The organism is Phocaeicola sp. RTP21359st1_B8_RTP21360_211022, from assembly GCF_040911965.1.
GTDB classification, from domain to species: domain Bacteria; phylum Bacteroidota; class Bacteroidia; order Bacteroidales; family Bacteroidaceae; genus Phocaeicola; species Phocaeicola vulgatus.
On sequence record NZ_JBDFXP010000039.1, the window covers coordinates 1 to 26,780 of the forward strand.

15 protein-coding genes, 1 tRNA gene and 2 pseudogenes are annotated in these 26,780 nt (G+C 39.7%); 10 read left to right on the forward strand and 8 right to left on the reverse strand.

The genetic code is table 11. The features are described from left to right. Positions 1-170 precede the first annotated feature (170 nt). The 5 genes from AB5062_RS17480 to AB5062_RS17500 form a co-directional block, all read right to left on the reverse strand. A tRNA-His gene (locus AB5062_RS17480) sits at positions 171-244 on the reverse strand. A 75-nt stretch (positions 245-319) separates the two neighbouring features. Beyond that, positions 320-1,393, reverse strand: a complete 1,074-nt coding sequence (locus AB5062_RS17485; RefSeq protein ID WP_011965521.1) for a CapA family protein — start codon at positions 1,391-1,393, stop codon at positions 320-322. A gap of 935 nt (positions 1,394-2,328) precedes the next feature. Continuing rightward, positions 2,329-3,210 carry a bifunctional methylenetetrahydrofolate dehydrogenase/methenyltetrahydrofolate cyclohydrolase FolD gene (gene folD, locus AB5062_RS17490; RefSeq protein WP_005848775.1) on the reverse strand — a complete coding sequence of 294 codons (882 nt, stop codon included), beginning with the start codon at positions 3,208-3,210 and terminating at the stop codon, positions 2,329-2,331. Between the two features lie 113 nt (positions 3,211-3,323). Then, entirely contained in the window at positions 3,324-4,646 is a 1,323-nt protein-coding gene (gene ffh, locus AB5062_RS17495) for a signal recognition particle protein (protein WP_005839100.1), read from the reverse strand. A 98-nt stretch (positions 4,647-4,744) separates the two neighbouring features. Further along, complete coding sequence (locus tag AB5062_RS17500; protein ID WP_005839098.1) at positions 4,745-6,067, reverse strand: MATE family efflux transporter; 1,323 nt, start codon at positions 6,065-6,067, stop codon at positions 4,745-4,747. Positions 6,068-6,408: 341 nt separating this feature from the next. Here AB5062_RS17500 and AB5062_RS17505 point away from each other — a divergent pair, with 341 nt between their 5' ends. The 3 genes and pseudogenes from AB5062_RS17505 to AB5062_RS17515 all read left to right on the forward strand — a co-directional run bounded on the left by AB5062_RS17505 (position 6,409) and on the right by AB5062_RS17515 (position 10,732). Further along, a complete protein-coding gene (locus tag AB5062_RS17505) occupies positions 6,409-7,758 on the forward strand; it encodes an OmpP1/FadL family transporter (protein ID WP_368326925.1) in 1,350 nt (449 codons plus the stop codon). Positions 7,759-7,807: 49 nt separating this feature from the next. Beyond that, positions 7,808-9,244, forward strand: a complete 1,437-nt coding sequence (locus AB5062_RS17510) for an MAC/perforin domain-containing protein (protein ID WP_368326924.1) — start codon at positions 7,808-7,810, stop codon at positions 9,242-9,244. 141 nt (positions 9,245-9,385) lie between these two features. Continuing rightward, a pseudogene (locus AB5062_RS17515) lies at positions 9,386-10,732 on the forward strand (transposase). Positions 10,733-10,911: 179 nt separating this feature from the next. On the opposite strand, the gene AB5062_RS17520 reads toward AB5062_RS17515, so the two are convergent. After that, positions 10,912-11,472, reverse strand: coding sequence for an RNA polymerase sigma-70 factor (locus AB5062_RS17520; protein WP_005839094.1), 561 nt, complete (start codon positions 11,470-11,472; stop codon positions 10,912-10,914). Positions 11,473-11,496: 24 nt separating this feature from the next. Next, a complete protein-coding gene (locus AB5062_RS17525) occupies positions 11,497-12,588 on the reverse strand; it encodes an acyltransferase family protein (RefSeq protein ID WP_008668057.1) in 1,092 nt (363 codons plus the stop codon). Between the two features lie 200 nt (positions 12,589-12,788). Between AB5062_RS17525 and AB5062_RS17530 the strand changes: the two genes are divergently transcribed. The 3 genes from AB5062_RS17530 to AB5062_RS17540 all read left to right on the forward strand — a co-directional run bounded on the left by AB5062_RS17530 (position 12,789) and on the right by AB5062_RS17540 (position 17,625). Continuing rightward, positions 12,789-15,212 carry a beta-N-acetylhexosaminidase gene (locus AB5062_RS17530; protein WP_022508585.1) on the forward strand — a complete coding sequence of 808 codons (2,424 nt, stop codon included), beginning with the start codon at positions 12,789-12,791 and terminating at the stop codon, positions 15,210-15,212. A 233-nt stretch (positions 15,213-15,445) separates the two neighbouring features. Further along, positions 15,446-16,276 (forward strand): carboxymuconolactone decarboxylase family protein, encoded by an 831-nt coding sequence (locus AB5062_RS17535; protein ID WP_080705328.1) that lies wholly within the window; start codon positions 15,446-15,448, stop codon positions 16,274-16,276. Between the two features lie 134 nt (positions 16,277-16,410). Beyond that, on the forward strand, positions 16,411-17,625 hold the full coding sequence (locus tag AB5062_RS17540; RefSeq protein ID WP_005848789.1) for a hypothetical protein: 1,215 nt from the start codon (positions 16,411-16,413) through the stop codon (positions 17,623-17,625). Between the two features lie 74 nt (positions 17,626-17,699). Here the strand turns inward: AB5062_RS17540 and pgk are convergent, their stop codons facing one another. Further along, positions 17,700-18,953, reverse strand: a complete 1,254-nt coding sequence (gene pgk, locus AB5062_RS17545) for a phosphoglycerate kinase (RefSeq protein WP_005848791.1) — start codon at positions 18,951-18,953, stop codon at positions 17,700-17,702. Between the two features lie 223 nt (positions 18,954-19,176). On the opposite strand from pgk, the gene AB5062_RS17550 reads away from it, so the two are divergent. The 4 genes and pseudogenes from AB5062_RS17550 to AB5062_RS17565 all read left to right on the forward strand — a co-directional run bounded on the left by AB5062_RS17550 (position 19,177) and on the right by AB5062_RS17565 (position 26,721). After that, positions 19,177-20,103: a FecR family protein gene (locus tag AB5062_RS17550; protein ID WP_032952594.1), complete on the forward strand. Its 927-nt coding sequence runs from the start codon at positions 19,177-19,179 to the stop codon at positions 20,101-20,103. 151 nt (positions 20,104-20,254) lie between these two features. Continuing rightward, complete coding sequence (locus tag AB5062_RS17555; RefSeq protein ID WP_032952555.1) at positions 20,255-23,671, forward strand: TonB-dependent receptor; 3,417 nt, start codon at positions 20,255-20,257, stop codon at positions 23,669-23,671. An 18-nt stretch (positions 23,672-23,689) separates the two neighbouring features. Then, a complete protein-coding gene (locus AB5062_RS17560; RefSeq protein WP_022508581.1) occupies positions 23,690-25,303 on the forward strand; it encodes a SusD/RagB family nutrient-binding outer membrane lipoprotein in 1,614 nt (537 codons plus the stop codon). 235 nt (positions 25,304-25,538) lie between these two features. Continuing rightward, positions 25,539-26,721: pseudogene (locus tag AB5062_RS17565) on the forward strand (dicarboxylate/amino acid:cation symporter). Positions 26,722-26,780: the final 59 nt, after the last annotated feature.

Sequence of the window (26,780 nt, forward strand, 5' to 3'; positions counted from 1 at the left end):
CGTTCGGGTTTCATAAAACAAAGGTAAGCAAAGGTAGCTAATTTTAAAACTTAACAACCAGAAATTTCCGCTGAGCCCAAATTTATCATCATGATAATACACTAATAGACATAAAAACTGAAAAAGGTTCTATAAATCATTAGATTTACAGAACCTTTCATAGGTGAAGGGGTGACTAGTGGGATTCGAACCCACGACATTCAGAACCACAATCTGACGCTCTAACCGACTGAACTATAGTCACCATGTTAGGCTTTCCTTTCGAAAGCGATGCAAAGGTACTGCTTTTTTTTATATCTGCAAACTTTTTGAGGAAAAATTATTCAAAAAAATACTCTTTTATGCCTCCATTCGATTTTCCTAATAAATTTTCAGTTCCTTTCAAGAAACGTTTCATCACATTAAGTTCCTCATTATTAATGGATTTATTAATAAAAGTAACAGGATATAATTCAAAGTTCTTTTTTTTACTTAAAACAGGTCTTGAAGTCCAAACCAATGCATATTCACAATCCGCTAAACGGGTTATTCGAAAAATCCGTTGCAACTTCAATCTTACCATAGCTCCTCCATCCGTTTTTTCTTTCGACATATTTGAGATAAAATTACCTAATGAATAAACAATGACATGCCGGGCAGGAGTCCGGGGGTCTTTTACAATTTCCATAGGCTGGAGTACATGCGGATGCGAACCTATTACATGATCAACTCCTTGTTCAATCAACCAGTTAGCCAATTCACACTCCGATCGTTCAGGGAACGAACAATATTCCACTCCCCAATGCATACAGGCTATAATAACATCAGGAAGTTTTCTGCGTGCATCAAGAATATCTTTTTTTATTTGTTCCCGATTAATATAATTCACCACATTCGGAGCATCAGTCTTCAAGCCATTCGTTCCATAAGTATAGTTCAACAATACAATTCTAAAACCATTCTTCTCAATCAATAACGGGTAGTTCTTATGACGTTCTTCCGGGTTCCTATAGGTTCCAGCATGATGTATTTTCAAAGAATCCAACATCAGAATAGTACGTTCCAACCCCAACTTCCCCTTATCCAGACAATGATTGTTAGCGGTCAGCAATACATCAAATCCGGCTTCCTTTATAGCATGAAGATATTCATCCGGAGCACTGAACGCCGGATACCCTCTATAAGGCTTTCCTCCCAATGTCACCTCTAAGTTCCCTATAGCCATATCCGCCTCACTTATTTCTTTCTTCACATGACGGAAGCAATCATTATAATTATACCCGTCTCCTTGCCTGGCTGCATCAATTTGAGCCTGATGTTGCATCAAATCACCGACAAACAACAAAGAGATCTGATCTTGCGCCGATAGCGACAAACCAAACCATAGCAAAAAAAGAATGAAGATCTGTTTCATCTATTCTAACATTAAAGGGTACAAGATAGGAAAAAATTCGTAAAGAACAAAGTTCTACACTAATTTACAGTTTTCATACGCTTGAATTCCGTAGGAGCAACCCCGAACTGTGCCAACAGGCTTCACTAACCTGCACCCGTTCTGAAACAGCAGTACCATCGTTTTTTTCAAGCGAATAATACAAATAAAAAATTAGAAAGAGGATCTACAAGCATTTGCAACAAATCTTTATATATCACACACATGCCTTATTGATGACAATGACCCCAACAGAAACCACGTCAGCAAGCATGCCAACCGCCAGTCCAAAAGACAAGGACATTTAAAAAAAAGACCAAGACGTTTTTAAAAAAGACGGCGGCCTTTTAAAAAAAGCTCGTCATCTTTTTTAAAAATGACCTGATCTTTTTTACCACAGCCGGAATCCGCCATATTCCATAAAGGTACAAATCCTCCATGCGCACTTCTTACAAAAAAAACCTAAAAATAGCCTACTTTACATCAAAACGGAATAGCCTATAAAAAGTATATATATAACTGTATTCAAGCATTTTATGCAAAATTCAGCTTCACAATACAGTGAGGGCATAAGAGCATAAGTGAGAGCAATATTTTTTGCCCTCACCATCTAAATCTTTTATAATAAACCTATTATACATGCAGTGAGGGCATGAGGGCATAAATGTCCCGAACTTCCCAGCGAGAAAGACCGATACATCAAGGACACTCCCGAAAGTATGATTACTCCGAAGAACAAAATAATCTTTTAAGAGCGAAAATCCTTCCTTATGATTTTACAGGTAAGTCCGAAAAACAGGCATAACTTTTGTTCATGAAAACAAGTGTGTCAAAAGCAGGTCAGCTTATCTTGTAAGCATTACCAAACTTTTGACACATTCTTTTTTATCCAGCAAGCTTCGCAAAGCGTGTGGCACTTATTTGTAAATGGCCTTTTTTCCAGCCAGCAACGTATTCTTCATTAAAGATACAATAGTCATAGGTCCCACACCACCCGGAACAGGAGTGATATAAGAACATTTGGGAGCCACTTCATCAAATTTCACATCTCCGGTCAGTTTGAATCCGGATTTCTTTGTGGCATCCGGCACACGGGTAGTACCCACGTCAATAACCACCGCACCTTCTTTCACCATCTCAGCCTTCACAAAATTCGGCTGACCCAGTGCAGCAATGATAATGTCAGCTTCCTGACATTCTTTTACCAAATCCTTGCTGCGGCTGTGACAAACAGTTACAGTGGCATCACCCGGATAAGCTTTCTGCATCATCAGGCTCGCCATAGGCTTACCCACAATATTGCTACGGCCCAATACTACACACTTCTTTCCCTGTGTTTCAATATGGTAACGCTTCAGCAATTCCAGAATACCATTAGGAGTAGCAGATACATAGCAAGGAAGACCAATGGACATACGACCTACATTGATAGGGTGAAAACCATCCACATCTTTCCGATAGTCAATGGTTTCAATCACTTTCTGCTCGGAAATATGCTTCGGTAAGGGAAGTTGTACGATAAAACCATCCACGTCAGCATCCTCATTCAGTTCTCTGACCTTTGCCAGTAATTCTTCTTCCGTCACATCTGCTTCATAACGGATCAGACTGGATTTGAAACCACATACTTCACAGGCCTTTACTTTAGCCGCCACGTATGTCTCACTTCCCCCGTCGTGTCCAACGAGGATTGCAGCTAAATGGGGACGCTTGCCACCTTTAGCCACGATTCCGGCAACTTCCGCAGCAATCTCCTGCTTCACCAGTTCCGAAATAGCTTTTCCATCAATTAGTTGCATACTATTTATTTATAAATAATCCATTGAGCAACAAATGTAGCATAAATCAGCCACGTTGCATAATAAAAAAAGGAGAAAGTTCCGCACTTTCTCCCTACCTGTTTATTTAAACCTTACTTTTTAAGTTTCGGCATCATCTTACCCATCTTGCTGCCGGTCACCATCTTCATCATCTTGCGGGTCTGGTCAAACTGCTTCAGCAGACGGTTTACCTCCTGAATGCTGGTTCCACTGCCTTTGGCTATACGCGTACGACGTGTTCCGTTCAGGATTTCGGGATTTGTACGTTCCTGCGGAGTCATGGAATAAATAATCGCCTCAATGCTCTTGAATGCATTATCATCGATATCAATGTCTTTAATCGCTTTACCCACACCCGGAATCATGGAAGCCAACTCTTTCAGGTTACCCATCTTCTTTATCTGATGAATCTGGCTCAAAAAGTCATTGAAGTCGAACTGGTTTTTGGCAATCTTTTTCTGAAGGCGCTTTGCCTCTTCCTCGTCATATTGCTCCTGCGCACGTTCTACCAAAGACACGATATCACCCATACCGAGAATACGGTCTGCCATACGTGCAGGATGGAACTGGTCGATAGCATCCAACTTTTCGCCGGTACCCACAAACTTGATAGGCTTATTCACAACGGTACGAATAGAAAGAGCGGCACCGCCACGGGTATCACCATCCAACTTGGTCAGCACAACACCGTTAAAGTCCAGACGTTCATTAAATTCACGGGCTGTATTCACCGCATCCTGACCGGTCATTGAATCGACAACGAACAATGTTTCATCCGGATTGACCGCTTTCTTAATCGCCTCAATCTCATTCATCATCTGTTCGTCGATAGCCAGACGACCGGCTGTATCGACAATAACCAAATCATAACCTTTCGCTTTTGCTTCATGAATAGCGTTCAATGCAATCTGCACCGGATTCTTGCTGTCCAATTCACTATATACAGGAACCTCGATTTGTTCTCCCAATACTCTTAACTGTTCGATAGCAGCGGGACGATAAACGTCACAAGCCACCAACAGCGGCTTACGGTTCTTCTTGGTTTTCAGCATACGGGCCAGTTTACCGGAGAAAGTAGTCTTACCGGAACCTTGCAGACCTGACATCAGGATAACCGCCGGACGACCTTCCAACACCAATTCGGCAGTCTCACCGCCCATCAATGCAGTCAGTTCATCATGTACAATCTTTACCATCAACTGGCTGGGCTTCACAGCCGTAAGCACATTCTGCCCCAAAGCTTTTTCTTTCACAGTATCAGTAAAGCCTTTGGCGACCTTATAGTTCACGTCAGCATCCAACAAAGCTTTACGCACATCCTTCAATGTTTCCGCTACATTAATCTCGGTGATTTTCCCCTCACCTTTCAGAATCTTAAAAGACCGTTCCAGTCTCTCACTTAAATTATCGAACATATATATTTAATTATAAATTACAAATTATGATTGCCTGTCCTTCTTTACTAACCTTCAGAATAACAACAGGGTGCAAAAATACAAAAAACTTATGAACCTTATATCTTTTTATTCTGCCATTTTGCTTTTTTCAAATAAATAATGCTGCTAAGCAGTAACAAACTATAGTACACCACCTCTATAGAAAAACAAACAGAAACCGGTGCTTTCACCACCATGCCTATCCATAGAATGTAAAGGGCGTAGAATACCAAAGTCCCCATTTCAAGTATCAGAGCAGCCTGCGTATTTCCAGTTCCCGAAATGGCATTGAAATAAATATTCGCCACTGATGCAATAATCATCGCTCCGGCAATGACATACAACGAAGGCACAGACTCTACCAGCAACGCCGGTTCGTTGGTGTAAACCGAAAGCATGGCATGAGGAAAAAGCACCACCACCGCCACACAGACCACCATAATGAGAAACGACATCCGGGCTATACGCCAAATCAAACGCATGACATGGGTTATCCCCCCCGCACCAATCAGATTGCTGACCAATGAATTGGTAGTAGTAGACAATGCCTGAACCGGAATGAGCATCACAATATAGATACTACGCACGATATTGGCAATCGCCAGCTCGCGTTGACCCAACCGTTCTATCGCGATGAAAAAGACAAACCAAGTAGCCATGGCCAAAAAATATTGTATCATGGTAAAACACGAAATACTCAGAATTTTTCCCAATAAAGAAAAGTCAATCTTCTGCCAGTGATTCAAGCCGAATTTCTTAAAATCCACCTTTGCGTAGGTATAAATCAAGAAAAAAGCCAATGAAGCGGCTTCAGCCATCACCGAAGCGACAGCTGCTCCTTTAATCCCCATCTCCGGCATTCCAAACTTACCGAAAATCAAAATATAGTCCAACAGCACATTCACCAATGCCATGACCACTGCATTCATTGTCAGCACCTTAGTACGTGTAATGCCAATATACAGCGCACGGAACATCACGTTGACAAAGGCGAAGAAAAAGCCCCAAATACGCCAGTTGAGAAATTCCATGGTAGCATCAAAAATGGAATCAGATGAAATGAGCAAGCGGACAATGGATGGGGCCAAAAGATGTGTCAGCCCAAACATGAGCACCGCCAATCCCAGCAAGAATGTCCCTCCCTGTATCATTACGGGACCCACATCTTTGTAACGTCCTTCTCCATTACGACGAGCAATCAAGATTTGTGAACCGACACTAAAACCGAAAGCAATAGTGAAGACACAGATATAAAACAATCCACCCATGGCGGAAGCTCCCAACTCGACTTCTCCTACCCTGCCCAGGAAAGCAGTATCTGTCACATTGATAATGTTTTGCGCCAATAATCCGAGAAAAATCGGATAACTTACGTTCCATATTTCTTTGTTGGTATACATATATTTTTTTTGCATTGAGTAAAAGAGTTGCAAAGATACTACATTCTTTTCAATCCGGTGTTCTGAATGGAGTGAAGAAACCGTAAACAGACCAGGAATTTACTTAGCGGACAGGCGTGCCGGAACAAATATATCACAAAAGCATCAGCACGCTCCCTCATTCCACAGTTCCTACCAATCAATCACACAAATAAAAAAAAGGATATTCATCATCCAAGTAAATAGTTTCTATTGAAACAGTTGATTTTTTCAATAGACAACACAAATAATTGCACAAAAGGTTTGCCCGTGTGTTATTTTATCCTACCTTTGCGCCCATAAACAAAAAAATTAAGTAATAAATGAAGAAACTATTATTAATTAGCGCAGCGATGCTAATCGTTTCAAATTCAACTTTCGCAGGAGGTTACTTGACAAATACTAATCAACATGCTTCTTTCCTTAGAATGATTGCCCGTGGTGCTTCTATCGATATAGACGGTGTATATTCAAACCCTGCGGGTCTGGCATTTTTACCCCAAGACGGATTCTATTTATCACTAACTGGACAAAGTGCTTACCAAACACGTGAAATCACTTCAACTTCTCCTTTATTCCAAGCTATTGATGGGCAAGGAACTTCACGCCTTTATAAAGGAACTGCTTCTGCTCCATTTATTCCTAGTTTTCACGGAGCTTACAAAAAAGGAGATTGGACTATCTCAGCTAATTTTGCTATAACAGGCGGTGGAGGTAAAGCCTCTTTCGATGCTGGATTACCAATGTTTAGTGCCCTAGCTATGAAATTAATTAGTCAAAGTTCCGGTGGTAAAATCACTCCTAATATGTATGATATAACTACAGCAATGGATGGAAAACAATACATATATGGCTTGCAATTGGGATTGAGTTACAAAATCAATGATTGGCTTTCAGTATTTGCAGGAGGACGCATGAACTACTTTAGTGGCGGATATGAAGGTTTCTTAAACGCAAAATTGAATGAAAAATCTGCAGCAGTTCTACCTATAGACCCCACGTTAGCAGATATTCGTTTAAATTGTGATCAAAGCGGTTGGGGAATTACTCCTATCATTGGCGCAGACGTTAAGTTAGGGAAATGGAATTTTGGTGCAAAATATGAGTTTATGACTAATCTTAACATCGAAAATAAGACCAAACAACTTGACTTAATCAATGTTGATAAAAAATATTTAACAGCTTATCAAGATGGGGTAAACACTCCCAATGATATTCCATCCTTATTAACCATAGCTGTAGGCTATGAGATCCTCCCTACTTTGCGTACTTCTGTTGAATATCATTTTTTTGATGATAAATCTGCAGATATGGCAGAAAGAAAGCAAAAGTATCTGACAAAAGGAACTAATGAATATCTTGCTGGAATTGAATGGGATGCAACGAAACAATTGACAATAAGCGGCGGATATCAAAAAACTGATTATGGATTGTCTGACGACTTTCAAACTGATACTAGTTTTTATTGTGACTCTTACTCTTTAGGTTTCGGTGCCCGTATCAACTTTAACCAAGCATTGAGCTTAGATATAGCTTATTTTTGGACTAACTACAGCGACTATACCAAGAATAATCCGCGTGGACTTGCAGATGCTTCAAAAAAAATAACAGACATAGATGTTTACAGTCGTACCAATAAAGTGTTTGGCATAAGCTTGAACTATAAATTCTGATTGGGTATGACTATAACTAAAAAAAATTAACTTTAAATTGATTTATATTATGAAATTATTGTGTTTTTTTCTTTTATCTTGTAGCTTACTAATTTCATGTTCTAACGATGAAGAGATGCTTGAAATTTGCAATTCCGAATTATTGCCTCGTTTTGCAGGTGATGGAGAATATGACGTGTTAGGAATGGGATATGATGTTACAGGTGAATATTTACATCCTCTTTCTGTGAAAAGTCCCGTATTGGACATAAATAAATATAAACAAGATCATGAGGGACGTTTAATTACAGGTACTCCTTCATTTGGATATGACAAGATGGTTTCAGGCTATAATTCTACAGATTATGTAAAAAAGATAACTGAAGAATCTAAAGTAAAAATAAATCTACGATTTGGAAATGCTAAAGATACAATGGCGTGTTTTAGTCAAAGTATTACTAACACTTTTACATCAGAATATTCTCGCTCCACTAAGTATTCATTCGCTAGTTTAGATGCTATTAGGAATACAAAATATATACGAATAAATGATGAGGTCAGTGATATTTCTAAATATCTATCCAATGAATTTACCGAAGATTTAAAGAATTTATCTGCTGATAGAATTGTTGAAAGATATGGTACACACGTACTTACAGATTTTGTCATAGGAGGACGTTATAAGTTAATATTCAGGTCAGTAATAGCAAAACAAATGGATTCTAGCACTAAAAGAAAAGCTGTGGAATCTAGTTTTGAATTATCTTTAAAGAAAATAGGCTTTAGCGTAAATGTTGAAAATTCTACTCAAATAGATGAATCATTAACTGTTGAAAACCAAGCTAAAGAATTATATATCTTATTTTATGGTGGTAATGGTACTAATCTAAAATATGATTTGGAAAAGGGAATGCCTACTGGAGTAGATATACAAGGATGGGAAAATTCTGTGAAATTGGGCAACGTGAATTTAACACAGATTAACTGGGAAGAAACTTATCCAATCTATGAATTTATTCAGGATCCGATAAAGAAACAAGAGATAAAAATGGCGGTGGAACGGCATATAGAACAAGCGCAGTTGAAGACATTAGAATTGCTTCCGCTGTATACTTATAGTGGTGGGGATTTTGCCCCCAGTGACATTAGCACTACAACTACCTATATTCCAGATTATGCTCTTAACAAATTGGAGTATATTGAAGGATATGTTTTGAAAGAGCAACTAGAAGGAACTGTTCCATTATATTATTATTGGACATCATATTTCAACTATACTACAACAAAAGATGATATCAGCCCTTATATTTCTAAGGGTATTATAGGATATGTTTATGCAAGTCCTTATACCGCTGATAATCTATGTCCATTATATGAATACTACAAATTAGAAGGGATTCCCCCAACTAAAAGATATCGTACTTCCACAATGTCTAATATACCAGAAATGGATCCTATTTGGCACCGAGATAATCATCTTTCAGGTTATATTTATCCAAATAATTAGGGATATTCATTAAATATTATAAAATTAGCCAATTAATTTATACACAATGTATTGCAAATTAGTTGGCTTTTTTGTATCTTTAGGTATTCCCCCACAAATAAGGTTTGACAGCCAAAACGGGAGAAATATCCAAATTAAGATATGGCAAAGATACAAAATATTTCGGAGATCCACCTAACTTTGGACTTTACAAAATTTGATATTCTGAAGAACTATCGTAAGAGTTTTTATAAGAGTGAGCTTGGCAGACTTCACTCTGTGTTTCCGTTTGAGAGCATAGCCAAAGAAACAGGCTTGTCAGAACACCAACTAGGGCACAGGAACTGTTTCAGTCCTTGTGTAAAATAGCCCTTATGGTCCTGAAAGCATACACCGGATTCTCTGACAGACTGCCAGTAGAATATCTTAACGGAAACATACACTATCAGTTGTTCTGCGACATCATGATAGCCCCGTCCCGACCTATACCAACTACAAGATTATCAGTGCTATCCGTAATGAAATAGCATTTAACATTGATTCCCTTCAGAAAGTGCTTGCCTCACACTGGAAACCTTATCTTGAGAACCTTCACGTGTATATGACTGATGCTACATGTTATGAAAGCCACATGCATTTTCCTACGGACATGAAGCTCCTTTGAGAAAGTATCGAAGGCTCTACGGGCATATATGCCGGCATTGCAAGGAGCTGGATATAAGGCGTCCACGCAACAAATACAGGAATGTGGCAGAATCCTATCTGTCCTACTGCAAGAAAAGAAAGAGGAGAACTTCAAGAACAAGAATGCTCAAGCGTCGTATGGTCAGGCTCCTTGAAAAACTCCTCAGTCAAAGGGATGAAATTCATAGAGAGTATGGAACCTCACTCCGATATACCCAAGATTACCATAAGTGTCTTTCCATCATCAGAAAGGTTCCTGTATAGGAAAAGGAAATGTTTGAAGGGCGAAAAGTCAGTAACCGCAGTCAGCATTGACCGTCATTATGTATGCCCCATCGTCAGAGGCAAGGAAACCAAGTCCATCAAGTTCGATACAAAGGTCAATAATATACAGATAGATGGCATATCGTTCATCGAACACCTCTCGTTCAAGACATTCAATGAGGGTATACGCTTGAAGAACTGTATCCGTATGCAGCAGAAGCTCATGAATGTAAGGGTAAGATGTGTGGCTGCCGATTCCATATATGCCAATAATATCAACAGAAAGTTCTGTACAAAATATGGAATATCCACATCCTTTGTGCGCAAGGGAAGGGTGATAAAAGATGAGCCTTTAAGGAAAGCGCTTAGAAGTGAACTCTCAAAAAAAGAGTCACCCAGCTTGAAGGAAGCTTCGGTAATCAAAAGCAACATTACTCGCTCGCAAGGATAAAGGCAAGGAACAGGAAGACGGAAATCCTGTGGATTTTCTTCAGAATACATACGGTAAATGCCATACTAATGATTTACAGGATCAGGAACAGAACGGTGAAAGCAACATGATATGAGTTTACAGAAAGAATCAGAAGAGGTCAGCAGACTTCTTCCGGAGCTTCATGTCTTACCCAATAAAAGTATATGAGAATATAAAAAAAATGACAACAAAATAGCATATGAAGTGATTATACTCTATCACCTTCATATGTCATGGTATTTTGTAGGAACATTTACTAAATATCTCTTTATAAAAAACTCCAAAGAAACTGATAATCCTTCAGCTGCACCCGCAACTGTTTCAGCGACCGGGTGATATGAAATTCTACAGTCTTTACAGAAATATCCAGCCGCAAAGCAATTTCCTTGTTCGGTAAATTTTTCATCCGGCTCAAAATAAACACCTCCCTGCTTGTAGGAGGCAATTCACTAATGGCTTCCTGCACCAAAGCTTGAATCTCATCACAAAACAATTTATCGGGATCACAAGCCTCCAAAGTCGAGATACGCAAAGCCAGTTCTTTCTGCCGCATATCTCCTATATGCTGCTCGGCACGCATACGTACCTCCAAGTGTTGCAAATGATTCAATGAACGATTTTTTATGGCAGTCAACAGCAACGCAGAAATATTGGTATCCTCCTGTAACTCATTCCGGTGCTCCCATACATTAGTAAAAGCCCCCATTACAATATCCTCAGCCTCTTCCCTGTTCCTGACATACGAGTAAGCAAACTGAACAAACTGTTGCTGACGTTTGCTAAACACCTCCGTCAGTTCTGACATAAAAACATTCTTCGTCTCTTTCATTTAACTAATTTTCTGTTTCCGTTTTTAGATCTTGACATAAATACCTTTCTTGTATAAAATATGAACAATACTCCAACAAAATAATACATACAACAAAGCATAGGCTAATGAACCGGGATAATTTCCCAACACCGGAACCAGTACCTTTTCATAAATAAAGACACTTGCCCCCGTAGCGCCCAATAGAATCCCCATTATTTCCGCAAACACATAGATAAACAAAGGGTTCACTCCGAACGACCGGAAAAAAACGCACCAACCTTGATAACCTTTTATATCAATGATCCAGATAAGCAGAGCCAAAAAGCTGGATGCCAATCCGCAGGTTGTAATGACAAAAGTAGGCGACCACACTTTCTTATTGATAGGGCAGCCGTAACTTAACAAAAAGCCAGCAAATGTGAGAATTGTACCCACCAAAAACAACCGTTGTATCTTCTCGTCATTATCTTTAGCAGAAAACAATAACTTTCCACAATAAAACCCTACCATTACATGGCACACCGCAGGAAGCGTACTCAATAGTCCTTCCGGATCAAACGCCATTCCACCATCATGGTACATGTGGGATGTACCCAATGCCCATACATCAAAACGGGCCACTATATTAGTGGCCGACAAGTTAAAGCCGTCTCCCATAGCCAATAAAAGAAAATAGACGGCCAAAGTCACCAAAATGATAGCGGGAAAATATTTATGCTTCACCGTTATAGCAACCAGACTAGTCACACCGTATCCTATAGCAAGCCGTTGCATGACTCCTAAATAACGCAACTCTTCAAAATTCAGATGATGTGTAAAAACCGATTTGGCCAGAAGATTCAAAAACAGACCGATACAAAAAATAACGACTGTACGTTTCACAATCTTCCGTAATGTAGCATGAGAATAAGTAAAATTATATTTCCGCAAAGAAATATAGGTGGATATTCCCATAATGAACATAAAAAAAGGAAAAACGAGATCGGTAGGGGTTAACCCGTTAAAGGCGGCATGCTCCAACGGAGTATACACATGCCCCCATGAACCGGGGTTATTTACAAGAATCATGCCTGCAATAGTGATGCCTCTCAAGATGTCAAGAGCAAGCAACCGTTTGGGGGTATTTGCTGTCATGCGCGTTAGATTAATAAATTGGTTAACTCGGACAAAGATAGCATTCTATTAGCAATAAAGAAACAAATCTGTGAAAAATATTTTTATATTGTAAACATATTAATCTCTCTGAAAAACATGTTTATTCCGTTTTTATTGCTATTTTTGTCCAAAAAGAATTTCTATACCCCCTTTATTTAAAAACTTAACACAGATTTATTATGAAGAAAAAGAGTCTGCCAGTATTTTTCGTTGGGTTATTAATGTGTGGATGCCAAATGAAAGAAGTAATCAATGAGTACAATGTAGTTCCATTGCCTGTTACCATGAGCGAGCAGCAGGGACGTTTTTACCTGAACAGTGATGTTCCTATCGTCGTTAACGCCTCACAAGAAGTGAAACACATTGCTTCCGGCCTGTCAACCACTCTCCTGGATATAGCCGGTCTCAAGCTGAAACCGACTGACGAGTTACATGAAAATGTACCCTCCATTGTTTTTGACAGCATTCCGGGGATGGAAAAAGAAGCCTACAAGTTATCGGTCACCCCTCAACTGATAAAAATTACCGCATCGGCGCCTAACGGCTTTTACTATGGATTACAAACCCTGTATCAACTGTTGCCGGTGGATGTCTATTGTAAAGAAAGAGCACGTAATGCCGAATGGAGTGTACCTTGCGTTGAAATAGAAGACGCCCCGACATTCCGCTATCGCGGAGCCATGCTGGATGTATGCCGCCATTTCGCATCTATAGATTATATCAAAAAATTCATAGATGTATTGGCTGCACATAAAATGAACACCTTCCACTGGCATCTTACAGACGACCAAGGCTGGAGAATTGAAATCAAAAAATACCCCAAACTGACTGAGATCGGCTCTCAACGTTCAGAAACCATGGTGGATTATTTCTATACCCATTACCCATTCAAATATGACGGCAAGCCCCACGGAGGTTTTTACACACAAGACGAAATAAAAGAAGTCGTTGCATACGCTCAAAGCAAATATATCACTGTCATTCCGGAGATAGAGTTACCTGGACATGCCTTGGCCGCTATCGCTTCCTACCCTGAATTGTCCTGTACTCCGGACAGCACCTACGAAGTTTGCAAATTATGGGGTGTGTTTGACCAAGTATTCTGCCCTACCGACACCTTCTTCCAGTTTATGGAAGGAGTCATGGACGAAGTGGTGGAATTATTCCCAAGCTCTTATATACATATAGGTGGTGATGAATGTCCTAAAACAGCTTGGGAACAATGTGAACATTGTCAAAAACTGATACGTGAACTGGGATTGGAAAATGACATCACTCCCAATCCCGTAGACGGAAGAAAGCATACGAAAGAAGAGAAATTACAAAGTTATATCGTAAGCCGTGTGGAAAAATACCTGAACAGCAAAGGACGTAATATCATCGGTTGGGATGAAATACTGGAAGGAGGGCTTGCCCCCAACGCCACAGTGATGTCATGGCGTGGTGTGGAAGGCGGAATGACCGCAGCCAAAGCCGGACATGATGCTATTATGACTCCTAATCCTTACGCTTACCTTGACCATTACCAGGAAGAACCGGAAATAGCCCCTGTTACTATCGGTGGATACAACACACTGAAAAAGACATACAGCTATAATCCTGTACCGGCTGATGCAGACAGTTTGGTAAAACAGCACATCATTGGTGTACAGGCCAATTGCTGGGCAGAATATATGCCAACTGAGGATAACCGTGATTATCAAATCTTCCCACGCCTGATCGCTATATCCGAAACCGGCTGGACTCCGATGAAGAAAAAGAATTTTACTTCATTCTGCAACCGCATGGTTGAAGACTTCCAACGTCTGGAAGCAATGGGCGTAAAACCTTGCCTCAACTTCTTTGATGTAAATATCAACACCCGTGCCACCCAAGAAGGTGTACTGAATGTAGAGCTGGAAACATTCTATCCGGGAGCACAAATCTATTATACGACTCATGGTGAGCAACCATCCATACATGCCAACTTATACAATCATCCATTCCCATTGGACGGCACATACGACTTGAAAGCCGCTGCTTTCGTTAACGGCAAACAAATCGGTAAGGTTACTCATAAACAGCTTTACAAGAATTTAATCAGTGGGAAAAAATATGAAATCATGCCCGAACCCAAAGGTATGAAAGGTGATATTTTAGGAGAAAATGATATATTGGGCGCAGACACTGTGACTTTAGGACTGACCAATGGAAAACGTGGAAATAATGCCTCCTCCACCCCGTGGGTAGGTATCAGCCCAGACAATAATGACAAAGTTACTTTTATAGTAGACTTTGAGAAAGCCACTATCCGTAAAATCAGATTCGGTACATTGTATAATGCAGCAGGTGGAATATTGCCGGTGAGCAAAGCTGTAGTCTATGTTTCCTCTTTAGACAACAAATTCGAGAAAGTAGCCGAAAAAGAATTCACTTACGATATCAAAGAAAATACGTTCAGAGGTTTTGATGAAGAAATAGAATTTCCGGCACAAGAGGCGGTGAAGGTAAAAATAGAATTTACAAGCGGAGGTAAAATACGCAATGGAATTGATTGCTATAGCCCGCATGATAAAAGCGAGGTACCCAGCACAATAGCTTTGGACGAAATAGAAATCTATTAATTACCTATTTATATAAGGAGAATTAAATTCCATTGTAATCCGGCTCAAAACCTTGTTTTCTATTTCCTGATTGAAAACTTAGCCGGATGACAATGGAATTTCATTTTAAAAAGCACAACAAACGAAACAGGAAAAATGGTATAAAAATCTGTAATCTGGGTACAATCTTATTTTTTTCAACTCCATACTTTTGTACATAGAATTTATATTGAAAGACTTAAAATATGAACGCTATGAACAAAGTCATTTTACTTTTAATATTCAGTATTTTAACAACAACCAGTATGGCACAAAAAAAGATCAAACAGACAGCAGGACGCGACCAATTAGGAACATTCGCTCCTAAATTCGCGGAACTTAATGACGACATTCTTTTTGGAGAAGTGTGGAGCCGCACCGAGCAACTCAGTCTTCGTGACCGCAGTTTAGTCACAATCACCTCACTCATCAGTCAAGGAATAACGGACAGTTCGCTTACATTCCATCTCCAATCAGCCAAAAACAACGGTATTACGCGTACGGAAATTGCAGAGATCATCACTCACATCGGCTTCTATGCAGGATGGCCGAAAGCATGGGCGGCATTCCGTCTTGCCAAAGAAGTATGGAATGAAGATATCTCTTGTAAAGATAAAGATGAAAAAACAACGTTCCAACGCGAAATGATTTTTCCTATCGGAGAACCAAACACCGCTTATGCACAATATTTCACTGGTAACAGTTACCTCGCCCCTATCTCTCGTGAACAGGTAAGCATTTCCAATGTCACCTTTGAACCACGCTGCCGTAACAACTGGCACATCCACCATGCAACTCAAGGTGGCGGACAAATGCTTATCGGCATAGCCGGTCGTGGCTGGTATCAAGAGGAAGGTAAAGCAGCTGTTGAGATTCTTCCCGGCACAGTGATCCATATCCCTGCCAACGTAAAACATTGGCACGGTGCAGCCGCCAACAGTTGGTTCGCCCACCTTGCATTCGAACTTTCCGGAGAAAACACATCCAATGAATGGTTAGAACCCGTAACTGATGAAGAATACGACAAGATTCAAATGTTGCCTTGAATGAGGCAACAAAAATAATTTGTATCGGTGCAGACTTTATATGTAGAGGCGCACAATTCTTTTACCAAGACACACGTGCGATTTTCAAATAAATTATGTAATTTTGCCGACTGTTTATAATAACCCTTTAAAATATGAGAAAATATTTATTTTTATTCACATTTTTACTGCTATCGGCAAAAAGTTTTGCTCAAGACAAAGATTTCAATTACAAGTTCTACGGACAAATCCGCACCGACTTCTATTACAATAGTCGTGCCAATGAAGAAACTGTTGACGGGCTCTTCTATATGTATCCTAAAGATAAAGTGTACGATGCAACAGGTAAAGACCTGAATGCGACAGCTAATGGAAGCTTTTATACTTTATATACCCGTTTGGGAATAGATGTGCAAGGTCCCAAGTTGGGAAGAGCAAAAACCTCCGCAAAAGTAGAAATGGACTTCCGCGGATCAGGAACAACCTTCTCCACTGTACGTCTGCGCCATGCCTATTTAAACCTTGATTGGGGAAAACCGTCTTTACTGTTGGGACAAACCTGGCATCCGTTATATGGTGACGTTGCTCCACAAATTCTGAATCTGAATATGGGAGCTCCTTTCCAACCGTTCAGCCGTGCCCCACAAATACGATTCCGCTACAAAGCTGGTGATATACAACTGACAGGCGCGGCTATTTGGCAATCCCAATACCTGTCTCAAGGTCCTGATGGGAAAAGCCAGAAATACATAAAAGAAAGTTGTATACCCGAAATCTATATTGGTGCAGATTACAAAAGAAGCAACTGGCTAGTGGGAGCAGGCATTGAAATGATTTCATTAAAACCTCGTACTCAATCGGTAGTAGAAGATGAAGTTTACAAAGTGGATGAACGTGTCACTGCCCTGTCTTACGAAGTTCACATGAAATATACTTCTCCCCTATGGTATGTGGCAGCAAAAAGTATTTTGGGTTCCAATCTTACACAAGTATCCATGCTGGGCGGATACGGTGTAAAATCCACTGATGCCCGTACGGGAGAACAAGAGTATTCCCCCAACCGGAATTCTAGTTCATGGCTGAACATTGCATACGGTAAGAAATGGAAACCGGCTGTTTTTTTAGGTTATATGAAAAATTTAGGAACGAGTGACGAAATAAGTAAAATGTATGGTACAGGAACCAATGTAGACCAATTGGTAAGCACCAGCGCAGAACTAACCTATAATGTGCCTCACTGGAAATTGGGAGTTGAATACAATCTTACTTCCGCATGGTATGGTTCCATGAAAAGTTCTAACGGAAAAATTATTGATACTCATTCTGTTTCAAACAACAGACTGGTAGCAACAGTTTTGTTCATGTTCTGAAAAGTACAAAATAAAGAATATAAAAAAGGCAGCTTTCGAAAAGGCTGCCTTTTTTATATATAGCAGAAAATTAATTATTCACCTTTGATAGCTGCAACACCCGGAAGAATTTTTCCTTCAATTGCTTCCAACAAAGCACCGCCACCGGTAGAGATATAAGAAACCTGGTCAGCCATGCCGAACTTGTTGATACAAGCTACAGAGTCACCACCACCGATCAATGAGAATGCACCGTTCTTAGTTGCTTTTGCGATAGCTTCAGCGATAGCACGTGAACCGGCAGTAAAGTTATCGAATTCAAAAACACCGGCAGGACCGTTCCACAGAATAGTCTTGGCATCTTCAATAGCAGCAGCAAATGCTTTCTGAGTTTCAGGACCTGCATCCAAACCTTCCCATCCGTCAGGAATATTATTTGCAGGAACAACCTGAGTATGAGCATCGTTAGAGAATGCATCAGCAGCCACACAATCAGAGCCCAATACCAAATTCACACCTTTAGCTTTAGCCTTAGCAATGATATCAAGAGCCAAATCCAATTTGTCATCTTCTACGATAGAATTACCAATTTTTCCACCTTGAGCTTTTGCAAAAGTATAAGTCATACCACCGCAAAGAATCAAGTTATCCACTTTATCCATCAGGTTTTCAATGATACCAATCTTAGTAGACACCTTGGAACCACCCATAATAGCAGTGAACGGGCGCTTGATATCTTTCAGGATATTATCAACAGCTTGAACTTCTTTTTCCATCAAATACCCCAACATCTTGTTGTCCGCATCGAAATAGTCAGCGATAACGGCTGTAGAAGCATGTTTACGGTGAGCAGTACCGAATGCGTCATTGATATAGCAATCAGCATAAGAAGCCAAAGTCTTGGCAAATTCTTTCTGAGAAGCCTTCATCGCTTTCTTGGCATCTTCGTATGCAGGATCTTCTTTGTCAATGCCAACAGGCTTTCCTTCTTCTTCAGGATAGAAACGCAAATTTTCCAACAACAGGACTTCACCCGGTTTCAAAGCAGCTGCAGCATCACCGGCTTTCGCACAATCAGGAGCAAATTGAACAGGTACACCTAATTTTTCAGAAACAGCATCGACAATCTGGCTCAATGAATATTTAGCATTTACCTTACCTTTGGGTTTACCCATGTGTGACATGATAATCAAGCTGCCACCATCAGCCAACACTTTTTTCAGTGTAGGAAGAGCACCACGGATACGAGTATCATCAGTAATTTTACCATTTTCGTCCAAAGGTACATTGAAGTCCACACGGACAATTGCCTTTTTACCGGCAAAGTTGAATTTGTCAATTGTCATCATAATCTCTTATTTTTGTTTATAGTGTATAAATACAATCTCGCTTATTTTGGGTGTTGCAAAGTTACTAATATTTTTTATTAGCAGTGTGTCAGGGGGGTAATAATTTTACTTGAAATGAAAAAAGAGGATAAAAAGCACTTTTTTTGAGAAAATCGAAAAAAAAATCATTTTTCCACTAGGGTTGTTTCCAGCTATCCTGTTCTATATACAAAATGCAGAAAGAATGAAAACCGAATTGCTACATAAATATTTCAGAGGAGAAACCACCGAAAAAGAGGAAAACCAGATTGTGGAATGGGTAGAAAGCAGTGTAGAAAACAAGGAACACTTTCTAAAAGAGCGAATGCTGTTTGATGTAACCCTTTTTTCTGACGGTTCGAACATACAACGGAAACCGAAAGGGCATCTGTACCTGTACCCACTGATTGCCATTGCCGCCATGCTGGCTATTGTTTTTGTAATGGATTTGCCACATATGCATAAACCTAAACAACAATTGTCACAAACCATCCGTATTCCAGCAGGTCAACGTGCACAGATGGATCTTCCTGACGGTTCTGTAGTATGGTTGAATTCCCAAACCACACTAACTTATGATGAAGACTTCGGTAAAAAAGACCGTAAAGTCACGTTAGACGGAGAAGCCTATTTCGAGGTGGCACACAATAAGGAGATTCCTTTTTATGTGCAGACAGAAAACATAAAGGTGCAAGTCACCGGAACAAAATTCGATGTATGCTCCTATAAAGGTTCAAACAGCTTTATAGCCAGACTGATAGAAGGTTCCATCAACTTGCTTACCAACAATGCAAAAGAAGAAAAGCCAATTACCAGCCTGACAAAAGGAAAGTATTTCTCAATGGAAAACGGCAAATACAAAACGGGCGAAATGAGCAGTAACAATGCTTTGGCATGGATGCAAGGCATTTATTATTTCGATGATGTTCCGTTTAAAGAGTTACTGGACAAGATTGCTCTATATTATAATTATAAGATAACAGTGAAGAATCCTAAAATCTTAGAGAACTACCGCTGCACTGGTAAATTCAAAGATTTGGACGGCATAGAGCATATACTAAAAGTTATACAAAAAGACCATCCGTTTAAATACAATATTGATAACGAACATAACAAGATAACCATAGAATAAAATCACAATAGAAGTTTAACCTTAAAAAATGAACTGTTATGATTACATAAAAACCTTTGAAAAAAGAATCGGAAAGTACCCCCATACTCCCCGATTCGACAGCTAACAATTGACCTTAATCAAATTTATTAACTTAACACATTACAAAGATATGAGAAAAATTTCTTTGGAAGGGTACTTATGCCCAAAAAGTTTAGCTTTTAAACAAATATTACGAACTATGAAGATCACCTTAATTCTTCTGTTAACCACAGCATTCAGCGCATTCAGTATGGATGTACACTCTCAGAACGCCAAAGTCAGTCTGGATACCAACATCATGAAGGTAGCCCAATTGATTTCTGCCATCGAATCACAAACTAATTACCTGTTTGTCTATAGTAAGAAAAATGTAGATCTAAGCCGCAAGGTAAAAATCAACGCAAAAAATAAAGCCGTATCCGAAATTCTAGATGAAGTTTTTTCCGGAACTGGTATCACTTATGTTATGGAAGGTAAAAACATTGTTTTGACAAAAGAAAGCAATATAGCCCGTGAGGAAGTAAAACAGCAAAATACAATTACTGTTAAAGGTGCTATAACTGATATGCAAGGTGAAGCAATTATCGGTGCAAACATTATTCAACAAGGTACTACTAACGGTACAATTACCGATATTGACGGTAACTTTACGTTAGAAGTTCCGGCTGATGCACAACTGGTTATATCTTATATCGGTTATAAAAAAGTCATAATTCCAGTAAACGGAAAGACTAATTTTACCATTAAAATGGAAGATGACGCATTGAAACTGGAAACTGTTGTAGTAACCGCTATGGGTATTAAAAAGAAAGAAGCCTCTTTAACTTATTCCACTCAGCAACTGAATGGTGACGAACTGAATAAAGTAAAGGACGCTAATATGATCAATTCATTAGCCGGTAAATCTGCCGGTGTGCAAATAACAAAGAGTTCATCCGGTCTGGGAGGTTCGGCAAAAGTATCTATCCGTGGTGCACGTTCAGCATTCGCCAGTGGTAACAACCAACCGTTATATGTCATAGATGGCGTTCCTATGCTGAATATCACAACAGAATCAACAGCCACCGTTATGGGAGGTGAAAATGACGGGGTCAACCATGACTCTGGTGACGGTGTTTCCAACTTGAACCCTGATGATATTGAAAGTATGAGTATATTAAAAGGTGCGTCTGCCGCTGCTCTCTATGGCTCCCAAGCTGCCAACGGTGTTATTTTAATTACTACAAAATCAGGGAAAGCCGGTATGTCAAGAGTTACATTCTCCTCTAACCTGACAGTAGACCATGCTGTCAGCCTGCCGGAATTTCAAAACAATTATGGACAAACTGCCGATGGTACCAGCAGTTGGGGCGACAAAGGAAATCTGACAGACTATAATAACGTAGGTAATTGGTTTGGCAATGGTATTACAGCCATCAACTCTTTAACCTTCCAAACAGGTAATGACAAAATGCAAACTTACTTTTCTTATGCCAATACCCGGGGAACAGGTATCGTGGACTCAAATAAGCTTCAAAAGCACAATATTACTTTCCGTGAAACAGCCAGTTTCTTTAATGATCGTTTAAAATTGGACGGAAATGCCAGTTTGATGACACAAACTATCCGTAATACTCCTGCCGGAGGTGGTTATTATCTGAATCCGCTGGTTGGCTTGTATTCTTTTCCCCGTGGTGCCGATCTGGCTCCCTACGCTGAAAACTTTGAAGTTTTCGATACTGACCGCAATATGAACTTACAGAATTGGTATACAAAAAATGAAGACGGCTCATTCAGCGAATGGGATCAGAATCCGTACTGGATAAAAAATCGTGTGACCAACAAGAGTAAACGTTACCGTGCATTAGCTTCTATCAGTGCAAATATAAAAGCAACTGACTGGTTAAGTATCCAGGCACGCGGGAATGTAGACTATGTAAGTGATAAGTTTGACAACAAGATGTATGCATCAACAGCAGCAAACATTGCCGGAAAAAATGATGAAACAGGGTTACCTAACGGACGCTATGTATGGTCGGATGAACAAAACTTCCAAGTATATGGTGATTTCATGGCCATGTTCAACAAAACCTTTGGTGATTTTTCCATCAATGCCGCATTAGGAACCAGCATTAACGTCAGCAAAGCCAATTCTTTAATGATCGACTCCAAAACAGCATCTTTATATCGTCCTAATGTATTTACCGTTTCCAATATCATATTCTCTTCAAAGGGATATATCAACCAAACAATTGAAGCGAAACGTACTATACAATCTTTATTTGGTACAGCACAAGTGGGTTGGAAAGATGCTATTTATTTAGATATTACAGCACGTAATGACTGGTCTTCCACCCTGGCAAACACAGAAAGTATGAAAAATGGATTTTTCTATCCGTCAGTAGGTTTGACTTGGATTATGAGCAACAGCATCAAACTACCGGAATGGATCAATTTTTCAAAATTCCGTGGTTCATTTGCACAGGTCGGCAATGACCTTCCCATCGGCATCACCAATTTAGCTGATATCATTCAATGTGGTGGAAGTATCCAAACAAACGATATAGAACAACGTGGTGATTTGAAACCGGAAATCAGTACTTCCATTGAATTCGGTACAGAATGGAAGTTTTTCAATAATCGTTTCGGAATTGACTTTACATGGTATCGTACAGATACAAAGAACCAACTGTTAAGAGTAGCCAATCCGGCTGGTTCACTTTATGCGTTCCGTTATATCAATGCAGGTAAAATTCGTAACACTGGTATCGAATTGACACTAGAGGGTACTCCTTTGATGAATGAAAATTTCCGTTGGAAAACCGCTGTAAACATGTCCATGAACAGAAACAAAGTTGTTTCCTTACACAAGGATTATAAATCATTCCGCTACGGTTCTGAAGGATTCTCCATGGCTTATGACATGTGGGTAAAAGAAGGTGGGAAACTGGGAGATATTTATGGAAACGGATTCGAAAGAGATGAAAATGGTAAGATTAAATTAAACGAGACAGGAAATCCAATCAAAGTTACAGGTAACAATACTTTACTAGGCAATGCTAATCCTGATGCTTTATTAGGATGGAGCAATACCTTTACTTACAAAGGATTTACTTTGTATTTCTTGATTGATGCACGTATCGGAGGAGATGTCATGTCATTGACACAAGCACATCTTGACGCAATGGGAGTCAGCAAAGAATCCGGAAAATCCCGTGATCGCGGTTATGTGGAATATGAAGGCATCCAATTCAAAGATGTTCCTAACTTCTATGGTACAGTCGGAGGACGTAACGGCATCTCAGAATACTATATGTATGATGCAACGAATGTACGCTTACGAGAATTGACACTAGGCTATTCATTCCCGGAAACCCTCCTTGCCAAAACCAAATTCATCAAAGGATTAGATCTCACATTGGTTGCACGTAACTTATTCTTTTTGTACAAAGATGCTCCATTTGACCCGGATGCAACTTTATCAGTAGGTAATACTCTGCAGGGCGTTGATGTTTTCGGCATGCCGACTACACGTAATATTGGTTTCAACGTTAAATTTACATTCTAATTTTAAAACAAAGACATTATGAAAAGTTCAAAATATATTTCAATTTTATGCGTGGGAAGCCTTCTGAGTTTAGCCTCATGCACAGACGGATTCGAATCTGACAATAAAATCAACGGTAGTTTTGATGATACTGTAAAAGAATATGATTTCCAAAAATACACTACTAACTTTGAGACAATTCAAAAAGGTATTTATTTTAACTACGACTGGGGAGAAGGCACCACTTGGCCTTGGCAGACATTCCAAAACTTGAATCATGATATGTTCTCAGGATATTTTCATGATTTTGCCTCCAAATTCAGCGATAAAAATACAGTATATGCATTAGAGGCCGGATGGACAGCCAGTGCGTGGAATTATACTTATAATTATATATTTCCAGTAGCCCATAAATCAACATTAATTACACAAGATGAAGCCAAATACAAACATTTTTATGGTGCAACCCTTATTTTAAAAGTAGAAGCCATGCACCGTATAACTGATACTTATGGCCCTATTGTCTATTCTAAATTCGGAAAAAACGAAACAAACTCTGTTGATACCCAGGAAGAAGCTTATAAAGCATTCTTTGATGATCTGGATAAAGCTGTAGACGCATTGGATACTTATTTGAAAGAAGGCGGCAAAGAAGATGGCGTGAAAAGCATTAATATGTGCAATTGTCCTACAGCCAGCAGATGGATAAAATTTGCCAATTCATTACGTCTTCGTCTAGCTATGCGCGTATCTAATGTAGATAAGACACTTGCTACCAGTGAAGCCCAAAAAGCATTAGAAAACTCTTATGGTGTCATAGAATCTTCTGATGAAAACATACAAATCTCCGGTAAGGGGTATCAAAACCCGTTAGCAGGTGTTGCCGGTTGGGGAGAAACCTATATGGGAGCAACAATAGCTTCTGTCCTAAACGGTTATAAAGATCCACGCATCAGTATATATTATAATCCGGCGACATTGGCAGAGCATACAGAGGAATATCTAGGAGTACCTCAAGGAGTATATGCCAAGGACGGTGACCCCAATTATTACCAAAGCTATTCCTTTATCAACACCCAAACAATCACAGCATCCACACCCGCCGTTCTTCTGACAGCAGCAGAAACTTGGTTCTTACGTGCCGAAGCATCTTTACGAGGTATCAATCCGAAAAACGAAAGCGCAAAGCAATGTTATGAAACCGGTGTCCAAACTTCATTCAGCCAATGGGGTGCCGGAGATGCAAGCCTATATCTGACAAGTAAAGGTAAACCGACAGATTACATTAATTACGCAGCAGGCCCCGGAAAAGACATGAAAGCATTAATAACCACCACTCCCAATTTTGACGATGCAGCTAATCAAGAAGAACAACTTGAAAAAATTATCACTCAAAAATGGATTGCTTGCTGGCCAGAAGGCATGGAAGCATGGGCAGAACAGCGCCGTACCGGATATCCGAAATTATTCAAAGTACAAACCAACAACAGCAATGGTACAATTGATACAGACATCATGATTCGCCGCCTCCCCTTCTCACAAGATGATGCCAAAAAAGATCCTGAGCAGTATAAAAATCTGTGTACGGCTCTTGGTGGTGCAGACAATGGCGGTACACGGCTATGGTGGGACACAGGTAAAAACAACTTTTAATTCATATTTCAGTAACAACTATTATTTATAAGAGAGATTTTTAAATGTTTCACTTAATCAAGGTATTAGCATAAGGCAAAAAGATTTCATAAGACGGGGAGCGTGATGTTTCCCGTCTTTTTCTGTTTTTCATACGGCATTCTATTTTATTTTTCTATCTTTGTTCAAGCTATGAAATAACATACCTATACAGCAAACTTTTTCCGGATATTCATCGTTTAACTGAAAAAAATATATGAAAAAGTTTCTAAGTAATACTATCGTACAACTGCTTATTGCCGTAATTATCGGACTGTTGGCAGGCTTTGTTGTTAATGACGCAGTGCTGGAAGTCGTTATCTGTATAAAGCACATCACGGGACAGATTATATTTTTCCTGGTTCCCCTTATTATTCTGGGATTCATATCCCCCTCTATTGCCCATTTGCGCAGCAATGCATCAAAGATGCTTTTATTCGCTTTCGGCATAGCCTACCTATCATCTATCGGAGCCTCTTTTTTCGGAGCAGCCGTAGGTTACAATGTGATTCCTTTTCTGCATATAGCCGATGATGCCAATACACTGAAAGCATTGCCGGAAAATTTACTAAAAATAGATATTCCACCGGTCATGAATGTTATGACGGCCCTTGTACTGGCAGCTTTGATAGGACTTGCTACTGCTTGGGTTAAATCGGATGAAATATCAAAACTACTGGATACTTTTCAAAAGATGGTACTTGAATTGGTGAAAAGAGTACTGCTTCCCGTACTTCCCGTATTTATTGCCGCTAACTTCTGCATTCTTAGCTATCAGGGAGCTGTTACGAAGCAGTTACCGGTATTCCTCTCCGTATTGATAGTTGTTATTGTTTGTCATTTCATCTGGCTGTCATTGCTTTATTTCATTGCAGCTGTTTACTCAAGAAAAAATAGTTGGCAGGTATTGAAATACTATGGTCCTGCTTACCTCACAGCATTAGGTACAATGTCTTCAGCAGCTACGCTGGGAGTGGCGTTGGAATGTGCCCGCAAAAGCCCTATCCTTCGAAAAGAAATCAGTGATGTGACGATACCTTTATTCGCCAATATACACCTATGCGGCTCTATCCTGACAGAAACCGTATTTGTACTCACTGTATCCCAAATGCTTTATGGAAGTATGCCCAGTATATTACAAATTACTTTATTCATCCTGTTATTAGGATTATTCGCCATCGGTGCACCGGGAGTACCGGGGGGGAACAGTACTTGCCTCTTTAGGGCTAATCATCTCTGTTCTTCACTTTAATGAAGCCGGAACGGCATTACTACTTACGATTTTTGCATTACAGGACAGTTTCGGAACAGCTTGTAATATTACCGGAGATGGGGCACTAACGCTTATTACAGATACTTTCGAAAAAAAGATAGCTTCGAAGCCGAAGGCTTTTAAATAAAGGCTCTCTAATAACTATCTTTTTACTTAAGGGTTTTGTAAAGTTACTTTTTTTGATAT